A 19,053-nucleotide genomic window follows, 5' to 3' on the forward strand; every position below is an offset into this window, starting at 1 on the left:
TGAACGGCATTCAAAAGACGTTCACACCAAGCACTGGTAAAAAGAAAACAAGACTGCTTGCGTCCACTATGTGGTTCCCAACCAACAAACCCGAACACGGTTTGCCTGGCCACGGGAACAATAACTGAATAACAACACCACAACTGCCCCCAAAAAGGGCAGGAAACATGTTGTAACCACAAACTTCCCACACCACCCCACCAGGGGTTGCGTGAACGGGTAAAAAGGTTACGGCGGTCATAGCGTGGGGGAAACGCCCGGTCCCATTCCGAACCCGGAAGCTAAGACCCACAGCGCCGATGGTACTGCACCCGGGAGGGTGTGGGAGAGTAGGTCACCGCCGGACAACCATTAAGGTCGAGAGCCCCAACCAGGAAACCGGTTGGGGCTCTCCCCATTTAAAAAACCCCCAACCCCCCCCACAAACCCTCCCTCACCACCCGCAGGATTTGACCGGGACCCTCCCTCACCACCCGCCCCGGCCACCGCCGTCGCCACACCAATCCGACGCAGAACCTGAGGGACCGTCGCGGTAGAAACCGCAGAACCTGAGGGACCGTCGCGGTAGAAACCGCAGAACCTGAGGGACCGTCCGGGCACAACCTGCGAAACGTGAGGGAGCGTTGAAGCCGGCACAAACCCGGCCCACCGCAGCTGACCCCTAGACTTACGATCATGACCCAAACCCCTGCTGGCCGCCGCTCCCAGCGAGCCACCATCCTGGACGTAGCTGCCGCAGCGGGTGTCTCGCGACAGACCGTCACCCGCGCCATGAACGATATGCCGGGCATCAAGACGGAGACCCGTCAGCGTATTCAGGAGCTTGCCAAGGAACTTGGGTACACCCCGAGCCGGTTCGCCAAGGGCCTGGTTCAAGGCGCTCGGACGTCGGTAGGCCTGGCAATCCCCGATCTCACCAATCCCTACTTTCCCGCTTTCGCCTCAAGCGTGGTGGAGCAGGCCACTCAACGTGGCTGGCATGTGGTTATGGACGACTACGGTCATGGCGGACGTAGCGGCCTTGACGCCGTCGAGCATCTTGCTCCTCACGTGGACGCGGTGATTGGATACCTCGGCGGTTATGCGGGTCAGGCCCAAGCGATCTTGGGCCGGCGGCCGCTGGTAGTCCTTGATGAGGAACCCGGTTCGGCAGCTGGTGCAGTTACCTTCGACTACCGTCATGCAGCAGAACTCGCCATCGGTCGCCTGCGAAGCGCTGGTCGCCATCGGATTGTGTATGTTGATTCCATCCGTGGCCCCGCGAAGCCCGCCTCCGATGACGGCTTCGCCACATCCAGGGGGAGGGCCTTCGCCGCCGTACTCGGGGAATCGTACGGCGATACCTTCGACTGCTCGGCCGTGGCAGTGGAGGAGTCGACCTCGGAGACTCGTATTGTGGTCGGAGAACTGCTTGCGCGGCAACCAGGGATCGATGGAATCGTTGCCTTCAATGACCTTGTGGCATCGGGAGTACTGAAGGCCCTGGCGGATGCCGGCAAGCGGGTCCCTGAAGATTGCCTGGTGATCGGTATGGACGGGATTCCACTCGGAGAACAGCTGTCTCCTGAGCTGACCACATTGTCGTTGGATCTTCGGGAAGTGGGCCGAACCGCCGTCGAACTCCTTGACGGGTTGTTGGCTGGATCCCCGGCTGCAGGGAGTGCGGAAGCGCACCTTGTGCTTCGGCACCGGCTGGTGGTCAGGCAGTCCGGCTGACCAGGAAATGGGACCGGAACTATGGCCAAAGTCTTTGGCCTGCCGTACTGTTGTACCCAGTCCGTGAACGTTCACGTTTCCACTATCCACCAACGAATCCCGCGACCAGCGAGACGAGGAACACTTATGTCAGTCGAATCATTGCCCGGCGCACGGGACCTTCAGCAGCCCCCGGCCCAGCAGACCCCCGCCCAAGCACCTGCACCGGCGCGGGAACGCAGCCTGGAACTCGGCGGGGGACGTGTGGCAGAACTGGCATCGGTCGCGCCGGCTGAAGGAACCCTCCCCGCCAGGGCTTTCCTTGATAGTGACGCTGCCCGGCTCTCGCTGAACGGAACATGGAAGTTCCGCCTGTTCCCTGGCGTCAGGACAGCACCCGAGGACGGCTGGCAGCTGGGTCAGGACCCATCCGGATTCAAAGAGTTGCCGGTGCCCTCAAGCTGGTCCATGCACGGCCACGGCAGCCCCGCATACACCAACATCCAGTACCCGTTCCCCGTGGAGCCGCCGCAGATCCCGGAAGCCAACCCTATTGGCCAGCACGTGTTTGAGTTCACCGCAGGGCCCGAGTTCAATCAAAGGTCCGTGCTCCGTTTCGACGGCATCGAATCAGCAGGAACCGTGTGGCTGAACGGGAAGCGTCTTGGTACCACCCGCGGCAGCCGCCTGGCGCACGAATTCGACGTCGCGGGCGTCCTGACTGAGGGTGTCAACGTGCTCGCCGTCGAGGTCGCCCAGTTCTCTGGAGCAAGCTACCTCGAGGATCAGGACATGTGGTGGCTGCCCGGCATATTCCGGGACGTCACCCTCCAGGCCAGGCCTGCAGGAGGAATCGACGACGTCTTCGTGCACGCCGACTTCGACCATCTGCGAGGCGAAGGAGTCCTCCGCATAGAGGTGAGCCGGGATGGTGAGGCGATTGACGCCGTCGTGCGTATTCCGGAGCTGGGACTGGAACTTGACGCGGGCGCAGAGCACGTCATCCCCGGAATCGAACCATGGTCGGCTGAGCTGCCAAAGCTGTATGCAGCCACCGTCAGCACGGCAGCTGAATCCGTGGAGCTTCAGCTCGGGTTCCGTTCGATCGTGATTGAGGACGCCCAGTTCAAGGTGAACGGCAAGCGGATCCTGCTCCGCGGCGTGAACCGTCACGAGCACGATCCGAAGCTGGGCCGGGCAGTGCCCAGGGAGCGGATGGTCAGCGAGCTGCGGCTCATGAAGCAGCACAACATCAATGCCATCCGGACATCCCATTACCCGCCTCATCCCGAATTTTTGGCTCTGGCTGACCAGCTCGGGTTCTACGTGATCCTCGAGTGCGACTTTGAAACCCATGGGTTTGAAAGCGCCGGCTGGAAGCAAAACCCGAGCGACGATCCCCAATGGGAGGCGGCGCTGCTGGACAGGATGCGCCGAACCGTGGAGCGGGACAAGAACCACGCCTCGGTGATTATGTGGTCACTCGGGAATGAGGCGGGGGCGGGTAGGAACCTTGGTGCGATGTCGCGCTGGACGAAGCACCGCGACCCGTCACGGCCCATCCACTATGAAAGCGACCGGAGCTCGGCCTACGTGGACGTCTATTCGCGGATGTACGCCAGCCACGAGGAGACCGAGCTGATCGGCCAGGGCATGGAGGAACCGCTGGAGGATCCCGCCCTTGACGCACGTCGCAGAGCCATGCCCTTCATCCTGTGCGAGTACGTTCACGCCATGGGTAACGGCCCCGGCGGGATGTCCGAGTATCAGGAACTGTTTGACCGCTACCCCCGGCTCATGGGCGGCTTCGTGTGGGAATGGCTGGAGCACGGCATCACCGTCATTGGAGCGGACGGCCGGGAACACTTCGCTTACGGCGGTGACTTCGGTGAGGAGATTCACGACGGCAACTTCGTGACGGACGGCCTCGTGGACGCCAACCGCAAGCCCCGGCCCGGACTCCTGGATTTCAAGAAGGTCATCGAACCCCTGACGCTCTCTGTAGCCCCCGACTGGTCCGGTTTCACTTTGCGCAACGGCTTCGACTTTGCTGACACATCCGCCTTCAGCTTCCGGTACGCGGTGGTGGCCGACGGTGCAACGCTCGACGGCGGGAGTGTCACCGCGCCGCTGGCGCCGGGCGAAGAAGTCTTTGTTGAATTGCCTGCGGGCTTGCTGGAACTCCCCGCCGGAAGCCCCGCGGTTCTCACCGTCAGCGCTGTGCTGAGTGACGACACTGAGTGGGCCGAGGCCGGTCATGAGATCGCCTGGGGGCAAGCAGCTGCTAACCTGACCAGCCCTGGCAAGCTGCCAGCCCAGGTTTCCGTGGAGGAAGAAGGCAACGAACTTCGGCTCGGCCCGGCCGCTTTTGACCGCGTGACCGGAGAACTGAGGCGGTTGGGGGACCTGGCTGTGGAGGGAATGAAGGTGACGCTTTGGCGTGCCCCCACTGACAACGATCTGGGCAGGGAGTGGAGCGACCCAGACCCGCGCACCATTGAACGACGCTGGCTGGACGCGGGTCTGAACCGCCTCCACTCGCGTCTGATCAGCATTTCAGCTGTTTCATCCGACGACGACGGAGGGGAGACGCTGCTGGTCCGTACCCGCATGGCTCCTGCCGACAAGCAGTATGGCGTGCTGGTGGACTACGCCTGGAGCAGTGACGGAACCAGCGTAAGCCTGAACACGTCTGTCCGCCCCGACCGTGAATGGATAGACAGGGGGACAGCCGTCCGATGGGCGAGGGTTGGAGTTGAGCTGATTCTCGGAGCAGGAACGCAGAACGTCGAGTGGTTCGGCCAAGGCCCGTACCAAAGCTACCCGGATACCGGCCAGGGCGCCCGCCTGGGCTGGTATGCACTCCCCTTGGATGAGATGGACGAGGACTACGTACGGCCTCAGGAGGCCGGGGCCAGGTCCGCTGTACGATCGGCTTCTCTGGAGCTCGACGGCGGTTCGCTCAGCATTGCCGGTGACGAATTTGCGCTCACTGTCCGGCCGTACAGCCAGCAAGTGCTGGATGCGGCAACACATTGTGAGGATCTAAGCCGCGATAGCCGGAGCTACATCTACCTGGATGCTGCCCGGGAAGGCGTTGGCACCGCTGCCTGTGGACCGGGAGCACTGGAGCCTTACCAGCTCACTCCCCGGGAAGTTGATTTCACGGTGGTGCTCACCGCCGGGAGGTAGGCTCCTCATGTGACTCAAGCCATAGAGGGCACGTCCGCCTGATTTCCGTCAGTGGAGGTTCAGGAGGGGTCCCGAATCCTTGATTTTCCGGGGATTTTGGGACCCCTCTGGCATGTGTGGGGCTGATTTGTTTTGGGGGTGACCTGCGTGTATTGTTTTCTAAGTCGCCGCGAGGGAGACCAGCGAAGAGCTGGTTACCGGAGAGCGGCCAACCCCCTGAAAACAGCCTGAAAATGGTTCGCTGATTGGCGTGCCGGATACAGGCGGGGCTGGTTATCTGAAGCTGAATTCGCCGAAACGCTAATTTGCAAAGCATAAGGAAACCGGGTAAGTTTGAAAAGTTGCTCCGGAGCGATCCACGGCTGTTTGTTGTTGTGGTGGTGCCGGGTGTGTCTGTTGTTTGAGAACTCAATAGTGTGCCAAGTTTGTTGATACCAATTGTTTTATTGATTGGTTGAATTGGCCAGGTTGTCCACCCCGTGGATGGTCTGGTTTTTTTGGCTGGTTTCAAATTTTGTGCGGCCTTGTTTCCCGTTTTCCCGGGGGATTTGGTTGTGTCTGTTTTTGTTTTACTTCAACGGAGAGTTTGATCCTGGCTCAGGATGAACGCTGGCGGCGTGCTTAACACATGCAAGTCGAACGATGATGCCAGCTTGCTGGTGGATTAGTGGCGAACGGGTGAGTAACACGTGAGTAACCTGCCCTTAACTCTGGGATAAGCCTGGGAAACTGGGTCTAATACCGGATATGACTCCTCATCGCATGGTGGGGGGTGGAAAGCTTTATTGTGGTTTTGGATGGACTCGCGGCCTATCAGCTTGTTGGTGAGGTAATGGCTCACCAAGGCGACGACGGGTAGCCGGCCTGAGAGGGTGACCGGCCACACTGGGACTGAGACACGGCCCAGACTCCTACGGGAGGCAGCAGTGGGGAATATTGCACAATGGGCGAAAGCCTGATGCAGCGACGCCGCGTGAGGGATGACGGCCTTCGGGTTGTAAACCTCTTTCAGTAGGGAAGAAGCGAAAGTGACGGTACCTGCAGAAGAAGCGCCGGCTAACTACGTGCCAGCAGCCGCGGTAATACGTAGGGCGCAAGCGTTATCCGGAATTATTGGGCGTAAAGAGCTCGTAGGCGGTTTGTCGCGTCTGCTGTGAAAGACCGGGGCTCAACTCCGGTTCTGCAGTGGGTACGGGCAGACTAGAGTGATGTAGGGGAGACTGGAATTCCTGGTGTAGCGGTGAAATGCGCAGATATCAGGAGGAACACCGATGGCGAAGGCAGGTCTCTGGGCATTAACTGACGCTGAGGAGCGAAAGCATGGGGAGCGAACAGGATTAGATACCCTGGTAGTCCATGCCGTAAACGTTGGGCACTAGGTGTGGGGGACATTCCACGTTTTCCGCGCCGTAGCTAACGCATTAAGTGCCCCGCCTGGGGAGTACGGCCGCAAGGCTAAAACTCAAAGGAATTGACGGGGGCCCGCACAAGCGGCGGAGCATGCGGATTAATTCGATGCAACGCGAAGAACCTTACCAAGGCTTGACATGGGCCAGACCGCCGCAGAAATGTGGTTTCCCCTTTGGGGCTGGTTCACAGGTGGTGCATGGTTGTCGTCAGCTCGTGTCGTGAGATGTTGGGTTAAGTCCCGCAACGAGCGCAACCCTCGTTCTATGTTGCCAGCACGTGATGGTGGGGACTCATAGGAGACTGCCGGGGTCAACTCGGAGGAAGGTGGGGACGACGTCAAATCATCATGCCCCTTATGTCTTGGGCTTCACGCATGCTACAATGGCCGGTACAAAGGGTTGCGATACTGTGAGGTGGAGCTAATCCCAAAAAGCCGGTCTCAGTTCGGATTGGGGTCTGCAACTCGACCCCATGAAGTCGGAGTCGCTAGTAATCGCAGATCAGCAACGCTGCGGTGAATACGTTCCCGGGCCTTGTACACACCGCCCGTCAAGTCACGAAAGTTGGTAACACCCGAAGCCGGTGGCCTAACCCCTTGTGGGAGGGAGCTGTCGAAGGTGGGACTGGCGATTGGGACTAAGTCGTAACAAGGTAGCCGTACCGGAAGGTGCGGCTGGATCACCTCCTTTCTAAGGAGCACCTACAGTCACCTTGCCTCATGTATGTGAGTGTGGAGGGGTTGTCAGGAGTAAAGGCCCATTGCGCAGGCGATTGTTCTGCGGTGGGTGCTCAAGGGTGGAATATCAACAAATAGCGGCCTCGTGGTTGTTGTCCCTGTTCAGTACGGTTGTTCTCCTTTTGGAGGGTGTCCTGGAACGGCGGGGGTGGTGGTTCACGGGTTTAGTGTTTGGCACACTGTTGGGTCCTGAGGCAACAGGACCGGGAGGGTAACTTTCCGGGTTTGTTTGTTTCTGGTTTCCTGGCTGCATCGATCATGCGCGTTGAACCCTTTTTGGGGTGGTGTGTGGGGTGTGTGGTTTGGGGTTGTTGTTTGAGAACTACATAGTGGACGCGAGCATCTTTTATAAGAAGCAATTTCCAAGAATATGAACCTGGATCTGTGCTGCGGATGTGGTTGTGCCTTTGCCTCTTTTGGGGGTTGGGTGTGGCTGTGTTTGTGGTGTGGTTCCCATAGGTTCTCTCGAAATGTTTTTTTGATCTTTTGTGGTCAAGTTTTTAAGAGCACACGGTGGATGCCTTGGCATTAGGAGCCGAAGAAGGACGTAGGAATCTGCGATAAGCCTGGGGGAGTCGATAACCGGACTTTGATCCCAGGGTCTCCGAATGGGGAAACCCCGCCAGACGCGCGAGTGATCTGGTGACCCGCATCTGAACACATAGGGTGCGTGGAGGGAACGCGGGGAAGTGAAACATCTCAGTACCCGCAGGAAGAGAAAACAACAGTGATTCCGTTAGTAGTGGCGAGCGAACGCGGATCAGGCTAAACCGTTCCATGTGTGATAGCCGGCGGGCGTTGCATGGTCGGGGTTGTGGGACTTTCCGTTCTGTCTCTGCCGGGACAGTGAGGTGAGAGTACGGGCATAGGTGAACGGTCTTGAAAGGCCGGCCAGAGAGGGTGTGAGCCCCGTAACCGAAATGTTGTGTACCGCCTGGAGAGTATCCCAAGTAGCACGGGGCCCGAGAAATCCCGTGCGAATCTGTCAGGACCACCTGATAAGCCTAAATACTCCCTAATGACCGATAGCGGACCAGTACCGTGAGGGAAAGGTGAAAAGTACCCCGGGAGGGGAGTGAAACAGTACCTGAAACCGTGTGCTTACAATCCGTCGGAGCAGCCGTGAGTAATCACAAGTAGCTGTGACGGCGTGCCTTTTGAAGAATGAGCCTGCGAGTTAGTGTTACGTCGCGAGGTTAACCCGTGTGGGGAAGCCGTAGCGAAAGCGAGTCTGAATAGGGCGTTGCAGTGGCGTGATCTAGACCCGAAGCGAAGTGATCTACCCATGGCCAGGTTGAAGCGACGGTAAGACGTCGTGGAGGACCGAACCCACTTCAGTTGAAAATGGAGGGGATGAGCTGTGGGTAGGGGTGAAAGGCCAATCAAACTTCGTGATAGCTGGTTCTCCCCGAAATGCATTTAGGTGCAGCGTTGCGTGTTTCTTACCGGAGGTAGAGCTACTGGATGGCCGATGGGCCCTACAAGGTTACTGACGTCAGCCAAACTCCGAATGCCGGTAAGTGAGAGCGCAGCAGTGAGACTGTGGGGGATAAGCTTCATAGTCGAGAGGGAAACAGCCCAGACCACCAACTAAGGCCCCTAAGCGTGTGCTAAGTGGGAAAGGATGTGGAGTTGCGAAGACAACCAGGAGGTTGGCTTAGAAGCAGCCATCCTTAAAAGAGTGCGTAATAGCTCACTGGTCAAGTGATTCCGCGCCGACAATGTAGCGGGGCTCAAGTACACCGCCGAAGTTGTGGCATTCAGATTTTTGCTAAGCCCTTGTGGTTCAGGCGTCTGGATGGGTAGGGGAGCGTCGTGTGGGCAGTGAAGTCGCGGTGTAAACCAGCGGTGGAGCCTACACGAGTGAGAATGCAGGCATGAGTAGCGAAAGACGGGTGAGAAACCCGTCCGCCGAATGATCAAGGGTTCCAGGGTCAAGCTAATCTGCCCTGGGTAAGTCGGGACCTAAGGCGAGGCCGACAGGCGTAGTCGATGGACAACGGGTTGATATTCCCGTACCGGCGAAAAACCGTCCATGCTGAACAGGGGATACTAACCGCCCGAGACCTGACCGATCACCCTTGTGGTGTGAGGTTTTTGGTGGAGCGCGGGACCTGATCCTGGGAGGTAAGCGTATTAACAGGTGTGACGCAGGAAGGTAGCCGAGCCGGGCGATGGTTGTCCCGGTCTAAGGATGTAGGGCGAACGGTAGGCAAATCCGCTGTTCATGATGCCTGAGATCTGATGGGACTCCCGTAAGGGGGGATTCGGTGATCCTATGCTGCCTAGAAAAGCATCGGCGCGAGGTTTTAGCCGCCCGTACCCCAAACCGACACAGGTGATCAGGTAGAGAATACTAAGGCGATCGAGAGAATTATGGTTAAGGAACTCGGCAAAATGCCCCCGTAACTTCGGGAGAAGGGGGGCCCCCATCGTGATGGACACTTGCTGTCCGGAGCGTGCAGGGGCCGCAGAGACCAGGGGGAAGCGACTGTTTACTAAAAACACAGGTCCGTGCGAAGTCGCAAGACGATGTATACGGACTGACTCCTGCCCGGTGCTGGAAGGTTAAGAGGACCGGTTAGCCGCAAGGCGAAGCTGAGAATTCAAGCCCCAGTAAACGGCGGTGGTAACTATAACCATCCTAAGGTAGCGAAATTCCTTGTCGGGTAAGTTCCGACCTGCACGAATGGAGTAACGACTTCCCCGCTGTCTCAACCATAAACTCGGCGAAATTGCAGTACGAGTAAAGATGCTCGTTACGCGCAGCAGGACGGAAAGACCCCGAGACCTTTACTATAGTTTGGTATTGGTGTTCGGAGTGGCTTGTGTAGGATAGGTGGGAGACGTTGAAGCCCGGACGCCAGTTCGGGTGGAGTCATCGTTGAAATACCACTCTGGTCACTTTGGACATCTAACTTCGGCCCGTAATCCGGGTCAGGGACAGTGCCTGATGGGTAGTTTAACTGGGGCGGTTGCCTCCTAAAAAGTAACGGAGGCGCCCAAAGGTTCCCTCAGCCTGGTTGGCAATCAGGTGTCGAGTGTAAGTGCACAAGGGAGCTTGACTGTGAGAGAGACATCTCGAGCAGGGACGAAAGTCGGGACTAGTGATCCGGCGGTACATTGTGGAATGGCCGTCGCTCAACGGATAAAAGGTACCTCGGGGATAACAGGCTGATCTTGCCCAAGAGTCCATATCGACGGCATGGTTTGGCACCTCGATGTCGGCTCGTCGCATCCTGGGGCTGGAGTAGGTCCCAAGGGTTGGGCTGTTCGCCCATTAAAGCGGTACGCGAGCTGGGTTTAGAACGTCGTGAGACAGTTCGGTCCCTATCCGCTGCGCGCGCAGGAAATTTGAGAAGGGCTGTCCTTAGTACGAGAGGACCGGGACGGACGAACCTCTGGTGTGTCAGTTGTACTGCCAAGTGCACCGCTGATTAGCTACGTTCGGATGGGATAACCGCTGAAAGCATCTAAGCGGGAAGCTCGCTTCGAGATGAGATTTCCATACACCTTGTGTGTGAGAGGCCCCCAGCCAGACCACTGGGTTGATAGGCCGGATGTGGAAGCGAGGACTAACGACTCGTGAAGCTGACCGGTACTAATAGGCCGATAACTTACACCACACACCAATGCGTGAACGGCATTCAAAAGACGTTCACACCAAGCACTGGTAAAAAGAAAACAAGACTGCTTGCGTCCACTATGTGGTTCCCAACCAACAAACCCGAACACGGTTTGCCTGGCCACGGGAACAATAACTGAATAACAACACCACAACTGCCCCCAAAAAGGGCAGGAAACATGTTGTAACCACAAACTTCCCACACCACCCCACCAGGGGTTGCGTGAACGGGTAAAAAGGTTACGGCGGTCATAGCGTGGGGGAAACGCCCGGTCCCATTCCGAACCCGGAAGCTAAGACCCACAGCGCCGATGGTACTGCACCCGGGAGGGTGTGGGAGAGTAGGTCACCGCCGGACAACCATTAAGGTCGAGAGCCCCAACCAGGAAACCGGTTGGGGCTCTCCCCATTTAAAAAACCCCCAAACCCCCCACAAACCCTCCCTCACCACCCGCAGGATTTGACCGGGACCCTCCCTCACCACCCGCCCCGGCCACCGCCGTCGCCACACCAATCCGACGCAGAACCTGAGGGACCGTCGCGGTAGAAACCGCAGAACCTGAGGGACCGTCCGGGCACAACCTGCGAAACGTGAGGGAGCGTCCGGGCAGAACCTGCGAAACGTGAGGGAGCGTCCGCTGTGGGCGAAATATGCCCTCGAAAGGGGAGATTTCGATGGTTTTTCCTCAAAAAAACGCGGAAACACGCGGAATTTGCAGCCCCCACCGCGGCAAGCTGGTAAGTTTTCGAACAGTGGCTTGTACGCATGCCGCATGCAGGCTCCAGAATCATGACCGTCCAGGAGGACATAAATGGCTAAGAACCGTAGTGAACTTGTTGCAGAGGTAGCAGGCAAGGCCGGCACCAGCCAGGCAGCCGTCAACTCCGTGCTGGATGCACTGTTCGAGGTTTTCGAGACCTCTGTCGCCTCGGGCGAAAAGATCACCATCCCGGGCTGGCTCGCAGTTGAGCGCACCGACCGCGCTGCCCGCACCGGCCGCAACCCGCAGACCGGCGAGACCATCCAGATCGCCGCTGGCCACAGCGTCAAGCTGACGGCAGGCTCCAAGCTGAAGGCTGCTGTCTCCAAGAAGTAGAGCCTTCCAGGCTTAAGGGAACGGCAGCCGTGAGGCTGCCGTTCCCTTGCTGTTTAAGCCCTACACTGCTGAAGCCCAGCATGTATTGGTGCCCCGCCCTCAAACCGGCCGCTCGATTCGCGGAGTTCACCGGTGTAGCGGACAATGGATAGGTGCCTTCCGCATCAAAATCCCCCTCCACAGCCCCGTCGCTGCCGCCTTCAGAAGGGCAGCGGGGAGCCGCCGGTGTGCTCGGCATCTCCAGGGCGTGGCTGCTGGGAGGCGTCATCGCCCTAATGCTCGGCCTCACAGCGGCACTGCTCTTTTCAGGGGCAGCAACCGACCGTGACGTCGCCGATCCCGGAGCCTTTGTCCGGTGGGGACTGCCCATCAGCAAGGCAATCCATAACGTCTCGCTGGCAGCGGTGATCGGCGGACTCATCTTCGCTGTAGGCATTCTCCCCACGTCAGTGGGGGGATCCCGCTCCAAGAACAACGAATCGCCGGAGCACCCTGCCTTTACGAGGGCCTTGGCTGTGGCCGCGGCGGCAGGGGTGGCGTGGACTCTGTCCGCCATCGCCGTCCTGGTACTTACCTACGCGGATGTCGCAGGCCAGGCCGTTGCAGGAGATGCGGAATTCACGCGTGCGCTGGTCTATTTCATGACGGATATTGAAACGGGCCGGGCCTGGCTCGCCGTCGTCATCATCGCTGCCGTCGCAACCACTGCACTGTTTGGCGTGCGGTCCCTCACCGGTCTGGCACTCACTCTGATACTCGCTTTGATCGGATTGGTGCCGCCAGCCCTTGTGGGCCACTCATCCAGCTCGAGCGATCACGAGGGCGCCATCAACTCCCTGGGCCTGCACGTGATGGGGGTAACCGCCTGGGTGGGCGGAATCATTATGCTGGCGGCCCTGTCCGGAATCCTCACAGGGTCCAAAGCGGCAACAAAGACCGACATTACCGAGGCTGTGCTCCGTCGATTCTCGGCCCTTGCCGGCTTCGCCTTTTTCCTGGTCTTCGCCTCGGGCGTGATCAACGCCAGCATCCGCCTCACTACCTGGAACGACCTGTTCGGCTCGGAATACGGCCAGCTGGTCGTGGCCAAAGCCCTTGCCACGCTGGTGCTGGGCGCTATCGGACTCATGCACCGGCAATGGATCATCCCGCAGCTGAGCCGGGCAGGAGTCGCGCTTTCGACCCGGCGGGTTCTTTGGCAGCTGGTGATAGCGGAACTGCTGATTATGGGCGCGACGTCGGGGATCGCCGTCGCGCTGGCACGTTCAGCCCCGCCCCAACCCACCACGTACGCACCGAACGCGTCTCCGGCCTTCATCCTTACCGGCTATGAGCTTCCCCCCGAGCTGACCCCGGAACGCTGGTTCACTGAGTGGCGGTTGGACTGGCTCTGGATCACTGTGGCTGTCTTCGGGCTTGTGGCCTACATCCTGGGTGTTCGGAAAGTCCTGCGGCGCGGTGATAAATGGTCCTGGTTCCGGACGGTCAACTGGGTCATCGGGCTTCTGGTCCTGACCTACATCACGTCCGGTGCGCCGGCGGTCTATGGACGTGTGCTTTTCTCTGCCCACATGGTGGACCACATGGCGCTGACCATGGTGGCCCCCATCTTCCTGGTGCTCGGATCGCCCGTGACTCTTGCTCTGCGCGCGCTCCCCGCCCGCTCAGACGGTTCGCGCGGGATCAGGGAATGGCTGCTGCTGTTTGTCCATTCGCGGTTCTCAAAGCTGGTGACCCACCCGCTGTTCGCCGCTGCCAACTTCGCCGGTTCGATTGTCCTGTTCTATTTCTCAGATGCCTTCAGCTTTGCCATGCGCGAGCATGTGGGCCACGAGCTCATGAACCTGCACTTCGCACTGACCGGCTATATTTTCGTGCTGACAATGATCGGTACTGATCCGTTGCCGCTGCGCGCCCCCTACCCCATGCGGCTCCTGCTGCTGCTGGCCACCATGGGCTTCCACGCTTTCTTTGGTGTTTCCATCATGGGAGGCACCGGTTTGCTCGCCGCCGACTACTTCGGCAACCTGGGACGGGCATGGGGCCAGCCAGCCCTCCTGGACCAACAAACAGGAGGCGCCGTGGCATGGGGAATCGGCGAGGTCCCCACACTGCTGGTGGCGATCGGCGTCGCCGTCATGTGGTCCCGCTCGGATGAACGGGAAACCCGGCGGACAGATCGGGCGGCGGACAGGAATAACGACGCCGATCTGACTGCTTACAACGATATGTTTGCCAAGCTGGCCGAGCGTGATGCCAAGGTTGCCGAACGAAACCAAAAGCTGGAAGGACGCTGATGAGCGACACCGTACGCACCCACCTCCGGGTCCGCGCTTCTGAACTCGTGGGCAGGGGTTGGCTCAACACGGGCGGAAAATCCCTGGACCTGGAATCACTGCGCGGCAAGATCGTGCTGCTGGATTTCTGGACCTTCTGCTGCATCAACTGCCTCCATGTACTTGACGAGCTGCGCCCCCTCGAGGAGCAGTACTCCGACGTCCTCGTCACAGTGGGCGTGCACTCGCCGAAGTTCGAGCACGAGGCCGATCCCGTGGCCCTTGCGGCTGCAGTGGAACGGTACGACATCCATCATCCGGTTCTGGACGACCCGGAGCTGGAAACGTGGAAGGCCTATGCTGCCCGTGCCTGGCCCACCTTGGTGGTGGTAGACCCTGAGGGCTACATCGTGGCCCACCTCTCCGGCGAAGGCCATGCTGACGGCCTGTCCGTGCTGATCCCTGAACTTATCGCCGAGCACGAGGCCAAAGGCACGCTGCACCGCGGCAACGGTCCCTACGTGGCTCCGGAGCCGACGTCGGGAACCCTGCGGTTCCCGGGGAAGGCGCTGTACCTGCCAGCCGGGCGTGGAACTGCTGCCGGCGACGCGACCGGCACGCCGTCCGACGTCGGATCCTGGCTTTTGACCGATACCGGGCACCACCGTCTGGTGGAACTGGATACTGACTTCCAGACCGTCCTGGGTACGTTTGGTTCCGGAATCAAGGGCCACGAAGACGGCGCCGGTGCCGGCCCGGACGCTACGGCCCGCTTTAACGAGCCGCAAGGCCTGGTTCTGCTGCCGGAAGACGTCGCCGCCGAAGCTGGATACGACGTGGTCATTGCGGACTCCGTAAACCACCGCCTGCGCGGACTCTCGCTGACGGACGGAACGGTCCGGACGATCGTGGGCAACGGGGTCCAGCGTCTCCTCGAAACCGGCCCCGCCCGGGTGGACGAAGACGGCGCCGGCTTCGGCGGGTCCCTGGGGGATCACCCGCTGGACGTCTCGCTCAGCTCACCGTGGGACGTGGTGTGGTCCAGCAAACTGGGTGCGGTGGTGATCGCCATGGCCGGCGTGCACCAGATCTTCAGTTTCAACCCCCGCTCCAAGGCTGTTTCCATCCTCGCCGGAAACGGGCTTGAAGGCCTCCTGGACGGCGATGCGCATGAGGCATGGTTCGCCCAGCCGTCAGGCCTGGCTGAAGACGCTGACGGCAACATCTGGGTAGCTGATTCTGAAACCTCTGCCCTTCGCAAACTTGTGATTGACGATTCAGGCTCGCTCACGGTGCACTCCGCCGTCGGTAAGGGCCTGTTCGATTTCGGCTTCCGCGACGGGGAGGCGTCCGCCGCGCGCCTGCAGCACCCGCTCGGCGTGACGGTCCTGCCTGACGGTTCCGTCGCCATCGCCGACACCTACAACGGGGCGGTGCGCCGCTATGACCCGGTGGCCGGAACGGTCTCCACTTTGGCCCGCGGACTCTCGGAGCCTTCCGACGTGATCGTGGATCACACCCAGGTTGCGGGAAGTGAGCCTCTGCTGGTGGTGGTGGAAGCCAACAAGCACCAGCTGGTTTACGTCCCGATCCCCAAGGAAGCGCAGCAGGTGGACGAGGGTGCCGTGCAGACCCACCGGCCCAAGAGCCCTGTAGCGCCCGGGCCAATGGAGCTCACAGTCCGCTTTACGGCTCCCACCGGGCAAAAGCTGGATGACCGCTGGGGTGATCCCACGCAGCTGAAGATCTCTTCCACGCCTCCTGAGCTGCTGGTATCGGGGGCCGGAACCTCGGTGGGTCTGCTCCGCACGCTTGAGCTCGCGTCCGATATCCCGGAGGGGATTCTGCATATTACGGCGCGCGCTGCGGCCTGTGACGGCCCTGAAACGGCCGACGGCGAGATCCCTGACCACGCCGCCTGCCACTTGTACCAGCAGGACTGGGGCATCCCGGTTCTCCTGCAGGCCGACGGCGACACTGAACTTGTGCTGGATCTGCGCGGTATGGACTAAGAAGAGTCTGAGGGGTGCCGGTCAATACGTCAGGATGGGCGTCAGGGTGATGGTGTCGGCGGCTATGTCCAGGCGGGTTGTGAAGCTGAAGTCCTGAACGACATTCAACTCCGAGACACGACCAGTGAACAAATCCTCCTGCTGCGCAGTGACCCTGGCCTTGCCATCCAGAGGTGAGACCACCCAGCGCCCGCCGAAGGGCTCAATGGAAATCTTGGGATACTCAGTAATTTCCCACTTGATGGTCCCGGGGGTAACCCGGTTGTCGGTGGCGTGATAGAACGGGCAGTCCGGTTGGAGTCGTTGCTGCTCAACAGCGCTGGCGGCACACGTATCGAGGAACTCCTTGACTTTGCCGCTCACTGCTTCCTTTAGCCCGTCAGTGGCCTGGGTCAACAGGTTCAAGGGCGCGGGCGAGACATCCCGTCCGGATACTGTGGCCTTGGTTGGCGGTGCCGAAAAGTACTCGTCGTTGAGGCTGGCTTCGTATTCGCCGGGATAAAAGACTGCGAAGGAATTACGGCCATTAGGCATATTCACCGGCACGCCATTGAGCGTTGCCTGGCTTGAGTTCACTACCGTTGCGTCCAGAACGGGAAGGGGGGCGGGAACAAAGGCCCAGGTATCAAAGAACAGCCACTCGGTTCCGGTTTTTTCCAGCAGGAAGTCGGTATGAAGGCGGCTGCCGTCAATGGTGTAGTCCATGGGGACCTTCACATGTCCATCTGACTGGATCTCTTCTTTGCCCAGCTTGACGTTGGTGATCCTCGCGGCAGAGGTCTGTAAGGCTGAACCGTCCAGCATCGCGGCGCTGCTCGCGGGTACGGATGCCCTCAACAACCCCAGGGCTTTTCCGCCGTCGCCCTTGTGTAACGCGTCAAGATACTCCCGGACGGGCTGCTGCGGGCTGGCGACGGAGTCGTTCACGAGGTTGACCGCCACAACGGCAGCGGCGACAGCAAGCATTAGACCCAGCAGCCATCCGGCCGCGATCTTCACCAACGCTTGACTCATCTGCACTTACCTTACGTTACCTGTTAGGCGCTGATATCCCGGTGAAGAGTGTCATGGGTATGACGAAAGGCCAGTAAAACAGCGTCCCAATGGCGGCAGGGGGCTAACGGCGGCGCCTCGAGGACGTGCCGAAAACGCTGCGCAAGAGTTCCCGCCCCAACTGGGTCCCAACTGACCGGGCCATGCTCTTCAGCCCGCCTCCCAAAGCATCCCCGAGAACTCCCGGGAACCCGTCATTCGTCCCGCCTCCGCGGGGCTCTGGCACAGGTGCTGTCCTCCGCTGACGAGTAGGAGACTCACCTTCGGTTGGAAGCTGCCGGCTGCTGGGGCGGCCCAGAATCTCCTCCTCGATTCGGCGGGCTTCGGCGTCGATGTCAGAAGTGTTGACGCCTCCCGTTTCGGCGTGTGCCCGTTCGCTGTGAACCCCGTCCCGTTCGAAAGGAGTGGGCGGCAAGCCGGGTGCTGCCGGCCCGGTGGGGGTAGCAGATTTGCCGGCAATTTTTTCATAGGCGGAGATGTTGTCAACGGCCGTTCCGTATTTTGCGAGCAGGGACGAGCCTGCCACGGTACTGGTCAGGAGCTCCGTCGAGCTGGGACCCATCACGGATTCAGGGGCTCGAAGCCGCGTAAGGGCCACGGGGGTTGGGGCTCCCTTCTCGTTCATTACGGTGACCACGGCCTCGCCGATCCCGGCCGATGTGAGGATTTCCTCGAGATCGTAGTCACTCAGGGGGAACGTGGAGACGGTGGCCTTGAGTGCCTTGGCGTCCTCGGGGGTGTAGGCACGCAAGGCATGTTGTATCCGGTTGGCGAGTTGTCCCAGAACATCGGCCGGAAGGTCCTTCGGAGTCTGGGTCACGAAGAAGATTCCCACTCCTTTGGATCGAATCAGCCGGACGGTGGTGGTGATTGCCTGGAGAAAAGACTTGGACGCGTCGTTGAAGAGCAAATGCGCCTCGTCGAGGAAGAAGACTAGCTTGGGCCTGTCCAGATCGCCGGCCTCCGGCAGTTCTTCAAAAAGGTCAGCCAGAAGCTACATAAGGAACGTTGAAAAGAGCATGGGCTTGGCCTGCAGTGTAGGAAGTTCGAGGCAGGAGATGACGCCTCGGCCATCCGGCGCCGTGCGGAGTAGCTCGGCTGAGTCGAATTCCGGTTCGCCGAAGAACTTCTCCATGCCTTGCGCTTCCAAGGAGACCAGCTCCCGGAGGATGACCCCTGCGGTGGCTTTGGACAGTCCGCCGAGCCCGGCCAGTTCCTCCTTGCCTTCGGCCGATGTGAGGAACTGGATGACGGCGCGAAGATCTTTCAGGTCGATCAGTTCCAGGTTGTTCTTGTCGGCGAAATGGAAAACCAACTGCAGGCTCGATTCCTGGGTATCGTTCAGTTCCATGACGCGGGAGAGCAGGATAGGGCCAAAAGAGGTGACAGTCGCCCGGACGGGGATGCCGATCCCATCACCGCCCAGGGCCAGGAATTCAACCGGGAAAGTTTTGCCCGCCCATGCCTGGCCGATCCCGTCTGTCCGGAGGCGCAGCTTTTCACTTGCGACGGCGGCGGTGGCCAGCCCTGACAGGTCGCCTTTGAGATCGGCAAGAAACACTGGCACGCCTGCTGTGGACAGCTGCTCGGCCATCATGTGAAGAGTGACTGTCTTGCCGGTGCCTGTTGCTCCTGCCACGAGGCCGTGCCGGTTCATCATGCTTAGGGGCAGTCTGACCGGGGCGTCCTTACGCAACCCGCTGTCGACTATTGCCGCCCCAAGGTCAATCACCGGGCCTTCAAGATCGTAGCCCTGCTGGATAGTGAGCACTTTGTCCGCAGTTGATTTCTCAGCCATGCGGCTTAGCTTAGCGGCGCGCTATGGGGAGGGTTACGTCATATCGGCGGTGATTTTTTCCGGCGCAGCGTCTGCGGGCAGGGTCTCCACTGCGCACGGTTCGCGACGGCTGGCTGCCCGGGGCACTGACGACGACGTCAATGAACCACCGGAGTAAGG

At 60.0% G+C, this 19,053-nt stretch carries 7 protein-coding genes, 4 rRNA genes and 1 pseudogene; 10 read left to right on the forward strand and 2 right to left on the reverse strand.

All coding sequences use genetic code 11. The annotated features are described in order from the left end of the window. Positions 1-229 precede the first annotated feature (229 nt). The 9 genes from rrf (M1E02_RS01310) to M1E02_RS01350 all read left to right on the forward strand — a co-directional run bounded on the left by rrf (M1E02_RS01310) (position 230) and on the right by M1E02_RS01350 (position 16,043). Positions 230-346: ribosomal RNA gene (gene rrf / locus M1E02_RS01310) — 5S ribosomal RNA — on the forward strand. A 329-nt stretch (positions 347-675) separates the two neighbouring features. Next, complete coding sequence (locus tag M1E02_RS01315; RefSeq protein WP_479376376.1) at positions 676-1,716, forward strand: LacI family DNA-binding transcriptional regulator; 1,041 nt, start codon at positions 676-678, stop codon at positions 1,714-1,716. A 126-nt stretch (positions 1,717-1,842) separates the two neighbouring features. After that, on the forward strand, positions 1,843-4,887 hold the full coding sequence (locus M1E02_RS01320) for a glycoside hydrolase family 2 TIM barrel-domain containing protein (protein ID WP_479376377.1): 3,045 nt from the start codon (positions 1,843-1,845) through the stop codon (positions 4,885-4,887). Between the two features lie 574 nt (positions 4,888-5,461). Next, positions 5,462-6,986 (forward strand): 16S ribosomal RNA (locus M1E02_RS01325). A 537-nt stretch (positions 6,987-7,523) separates the two neighbouring features. Then, positions 7,524-10,659 (forward strand): 23S ribosomal RNA (locus tag M1E02_RS01330). Positions 10,660-10,899: 240 nt separating this feature from the next. Then, positions 10,900-11,016 (forward strand): 5S ribosomal RNA (rrf, locus tag M1E02_RS01335). The 16S, 23S and 5S rRNA genes sit together here, the layout of an rRNA operon. Before the next feature lie 454 nt (positions 11,017-11,470). After that, positions 11,471-11,755, forward strand: a complete 285-nt coding sequence (locus M1E02_RS01340; protein ID WP_247046834.1) for an HU family DNA-binding protein — start codon at positions 11,471-11,473, stop codon at positions 11,753-11,755. A 152-nt stretch (positions 11,756-11,907) separates the two neighbouring features. Beyond that, positions 11,908-14,052, forward strand: coding sequence for a bifunctional copper resistance protein CopD/cytochrome c oxidase assembly protein (locus tag M1E02_RS01345; protein WP_479376378.1), 2,145 nt, complete (start codon positions 11,908-11,910; stop codon positions 14,050-14,052). Continuing rightward, on the forward strand, positions 14,052-16,043 hold the full coding sequence (locus M1E02_RS01350) for an NHL domain-containing thioredoxin family protein (RefSeq protein WP_479376379.1): 1,992 nt from the start codon (positions 14,052-14,054) through the stop codon (positions 16,041-16,043). Before M1E02_RS01345 ends, M1E02_RS01350 begins: the two co-directional genes overlap by 1 nt. Positions 16,044-16,064: 21 nt before the next feature. On the opposite strand, the gene M1E02_RS01355 is transcribed toward M1E02_RS01350, so the two are convergent. Together M1E02_RS01355 and M1E02_RS01360 are read right to left on the reverse strand one after the other, a co-directional pair. Next, positions 16,065-17,057, reverse strand: a complete 993-nt coding sequence (locus M1E02_RS01355; RefSeq protein WP_479376380.1) for a hypothetical protein — start codon at positions 17,055-17,057, stop codon at positions 16,065-16,067. Between the two features lie 103 nt (positions 17,058-17,160). Further along, a pseudogene (locus M1E02_RS01360) lies at positions 17,161-18,894 on the reverse strand (helicase HerA-like domain-containing protein). On the opposite strand from M1E02_RS01360, the gene M1E02_RS01365 reads away from it, so the two are divergent. Next, on the forward strand, positions 18,893-19,051 hold the full coding sequence (locus M1E02_RS01365; protein WP_479376381.1) for a hypothetical protein: 159 nt from the start codon (positions 18,893-18,895) through the stop codon (positions 19,049-19,051). The pseudogene M1E02_RS01360 and the gene M1E02_RS01365 overlap by 2 nt on opposite strands. Positions 19,052-19,053 lie beyond the last annotated feature (2 nt).

This window comes from Arthrobacter sp. Z5-13, assembly GCF_056499105.1.